The sequence below is a fragment of the Candidatus Clostridium eludens genome (assembly GCF_045310515.1).
Lineage (GTDB): Bacteria > Bacillota > Clostridia > Clostridiales > Clostridiaceae > Clostridium_B > Clostridium_B eludens.
This window is the reverse complement of the sequence record NZ_JBJHZX010000100.1, coordinates 1-3,896: the sequence shown is the minus strand read 5'-3', so window position 1 is coordinate 3,896 and position 3,896 is coordinate 1. Positions and strand designations below refer to the sequence as shown.

3 protein-coding genes are annotated in these 3,896 nt (G+C 29.4%); all 3 read right to left on the bottom strand.

What is annotated here, in order from left to right; genetic code table 11:
- Positions 1-387: 387 nt before the first annotated feature.
- Positions 388-1,077 carry a YukJ family protein gene (locus tag ACJDU8_RS25165; protein WP_406794933.1) on the bottom strand — a complete coding sequence of 230 codons (690 nt, stop codon included), beginning with the start codon at positions 1,075-1,077 and terminating at the stop codon, positions 388-390.
- Between the two features lie 437 nt (positions 1,078-1,514).
- Positions 1,515-1,976 (bottom strand): hypothetical protein, encoded by a 462-nt coding sequence (locus ACJDU8_RS25160; protein ID WP_406794932.1) that lies wholly within the window; start codon positions 1,974-1,976, stop codon positions 1,515-1,517.
- 436 nt (positions 1,977-2,412) lie between these two features.
- Entirely contained in the window at positions 2,413-3,369 is a 957-nt protein-coding gene (locus ACJDU8_RS25155) for a hypothetical protein (protein ID WP_406794931.1), read from the bottom strand.
- Between the last annotated feature and the right edge of the window lie 527 nt (positions 3,370-3,896).

Sequence of the window (3,896 nt, the reverse complement as noted above, 5' to 3'; positions counted from 1 at the left end):
ATATTCAAATAAGGGTCTAAATTTAAGAGAAATGAAGAATTTATTAGATTCTGTCCAAAACGAGGGGGTTAATCCGTGCTGTTTTAGGCTATAGATAAAATAGAATGTATTCTAAATGATGGCCTAGCTACGTGAAGTAAAAAAACATAAGAGACATAGGTTTGCTAAAGCCATTATTATCTAAATTGCTCCTAAAATGATGTTTGAAGTCTTTTTCTTAAATTTCATCACATAACTTTCCATATATACTCTTCTAAAATAGATATTATCTATAATTATAATATTAATTACTTATTTAAGTCTTTGATGAAAATGTCTCATTTTACTCAATTTGCTACCATCTGCCTACTTTGGGATGTTCTATTTTTATTGGTCAAAGAGTTAGAGTTAACAGGTGTATATTCTATGTCCATCCTCATCTGTGGTAAATGATTGAGACTGAAAAGCAAAAAACATAGCAATCCATTTATTCAGAGCAGGATAGTAGATAAAGAAACCGCCATCTTGATATACTCCATCTTCATTTGCATATTGTGATTCATTTCCTTGATTCATATGGACATCATGTACTCCATTGTTTTGTCCTGCATCGCTGAAAGACATTCCGAAAACATAGATATCTGCTTTATCTGAGATGGCACTTTTTACATAGTTATCTATAACTTCATTTAGACTATCTTCTCCATCAGATAAATATTTTTCAGTCATCATTTTAGTATGGTCAAAGAGGTTACCTTTTACATAATCTAATGCAATGCCATCTGGGCTACATTGCGGCTGAATAATCTTATACTTATCTTGAAATGTATTTATAAATTTAGATGTGATATCATTTTTATAATTTTCATCAATATAATATAAGAGCAATGGTGATTTCGCATCTTTAGATTCAATATTAATAACAATCGTGTATTGCTGGTTGTTATCAATTTCAACAATTAGGTGGTAATGGGGTGATGCATGATGATATCCTTGGCGAACATTAGAAGAAGGTAAGGATTTTTGGTAGTTCCAAGGTACACCTAGTAAAGGCCTGCATTTAATTGCGGAATAGCATTGATTTGTTTGACCTGACATAAATAAATCCTCCTAAGTTATGTTTTTTTATTTATATTGCATTTAAGTAAAAATTCACTCTAAATTTTGCCATGTAATTTTCATGAGGCTCTGCATTTCTTCAGAGTTTTTATTTTGAATCACCACATAGATGCTGCTATCGTAACTTTTAAATTGTAACTTGTTTTGTAAAGCACTCCTCATAATTATATGATAATTCTATGAGTCTACTGCAAAAAACATTAGTCAGGCTATTATTTGTAATTTTTTATCATATATAGCAAAATGATATTTAAAATATAACTTCTACTCAATAACCTGCAATATTTAAAGATGTGAATTGCATCCAAATAGATTGTTATAATGGAGTTTTTAAATCAACTTAAGCCTAAATAGACACGTTAAGAGTTAAAAAAGTTCAATTTTTTAAAAATTGAACTTTTTTTCTAAAACTTTGACTAACCTCTTGATAATTTAAAGCCATAAGTTCCATCTTGTAACATTCGTATTCCAAGTGCACCATTTTTCGCATCAGCATCTGCTATAATACTTTTCGAAGCTATGTGCCAGTTATTTTCACCAGTACTATCGCGATGTCCTTGTCCAATACAAACTTCAAAATTTTGTCCGTCAACAGTAAGTATACCTTGAATCGCAAAATTAAGTTTGTCTGGTAAATTGTCTCCGTCACATGTATGAATCATATTGTTGCAATTGCTTGCCACATAATCTTTGAACCATTTTGCACATTTCTCTGAACCACTTCTACCAGCCTTTACTATAATTTTACCACCATCAGATGACACTCCCCCCCAAGGTTGTCCATCTGTTATAACATAATTATCGTTAAATTTAAATGAAATTGAGGTAACATTCGTTGATGCTTCAAAGTCAAACTCGTTATCATGTTCTGTAGCCATGTGTACACTCTCCTTTTATCTATTAATGATATTAGATTATTATGGAAAAAATTATAACATTATTTACAGTTAAGATCAATACATACCTAATAAGGTAATTAACCCAAAATATACTTTCAATAATAGAGGAGTATCTTCAATGGGTTTTCCTATATTTATATAATAGTCATTTGTTTTCTGAGATAAAGATTGTAATCTCCTCAGAAGTACTGCAACTATCCGTGTAAAATAGAGGTGCTTTACATCTAATGATAAAGCATTTAGTTATTAAGTACCAAAAGTATTTAAAGTATCAAGTTATGACATCGATAAAATATAGAATAGAACAAAAAAGTCTAAGTACATATTTATAACCATTTTTGTTCCATTGCTACACAAACCTTATTTATGACTGCAATTCATAATAAATACGTTTAACTTTATATTTTTTATGCTTTTAAATTTTTATTAAATCTACATTTAACCACTTTTGTCTTGTTTCTGCTCCTGCATATTTAGGCATAATTGTATCTTCATTAATTTCTGGTTTCCACTCGTATGGCGCAAGAAAAATTGTAGTACCTCTTTTTTCACTATATGCACAAGCTCCAAAAGTAGAAATATTCCATAGTGTACTTTTATAATTATCATAATCTGTATTATGCCTACCATAAGGAGATTCCCATCCCTCAAGTTGCATAAATGTACTATATGGTTCCTTTATTATAATATTAGAATTAGTTGATGCCACGAGATATGCCATCATAAATGGACATGGATTTGGTGCCTTATCGCTATTAATATCTGGTACATAATATCCTGTAGTATTTAATAAAGATGTATAATGAGAATTCCCAGGATCTTTCCGTCTGTAAATTTCAAATTCTTTACTATTTTTAAACGATTCATAGTAAGATTGAACTGAAACATTTGGGGGAAGGTCAATCTTATCTTGAATAAAAACAAAATGTCCTCCAAGCATTAGCAATTGTAAAAACTTATTTACAGTATCCATTTGCCATTTACCATCAGAATAAAAACAGTATTCTGTATACCCAGTTAACTGATATATAGGGAGTTGAGTATTTGCTTTGCCTCCTAGATATTCTAATTGAGGAAACTGCATACGCAAATTATTATTATAAATAAAATGGCTTAAAAAAGCAATAACTGTTTTGTCACTTGGTTGGCAATGTAAAAAATCTTCTGCATTATATGGAATATTATTTAAAGCCTGCCATGCTGCTGTCCAAACTTTGACAATCTTATCACTCTGACTTGAAAAATTCACATAAAAACTTCCAGATGTTATTGCATTTGTGATTGTTTTTAAATTTCTAACATCTGCACTAAATAAACTGTCTATAAAACAATTTATATTAGAATAATCTTGATCTATAGGAATTACAGGCATAATATATATCTCCTTTCATTATGCAATAATTTTTTTTAATTCTTTGTTATTTGAAAGGTTTTAGTATACACCTTAGTTGTACACCATAACCATTTTCACTTAACTATAGTAAAAATTGTATCACATTTCTTATATGGTTTGGACAACAACTTATATAAAAATTTGGCGTAGTTCCAATGTAGACATGTTATTGTTTTTTATCTTGATATCTTAATGTATTTATCAATTTCATTGATATAGTGTTATTTTAGACAATAAATTTCTAATGTCTATTTAAGCTACCTGTTAAAAAGTAGAACTAGAGCGTTTTTCACTCTAGTTGCTGAACAAAATGAAGATAATGTGTGTTGAAAAATTAAAGTTAAATATAATATATATAGAAAGAAAAAGAAAAATAAACATAAGCCCGCATAAATAGGTTGAAAAAGTGTCTTATGGTGTTTGAATAGTTTGTTAATACACTTTTGGTTAAGACATAGTAAAACATATAAGAGTGGTTGAGATGGTAGTTACTTTGACAACAAATG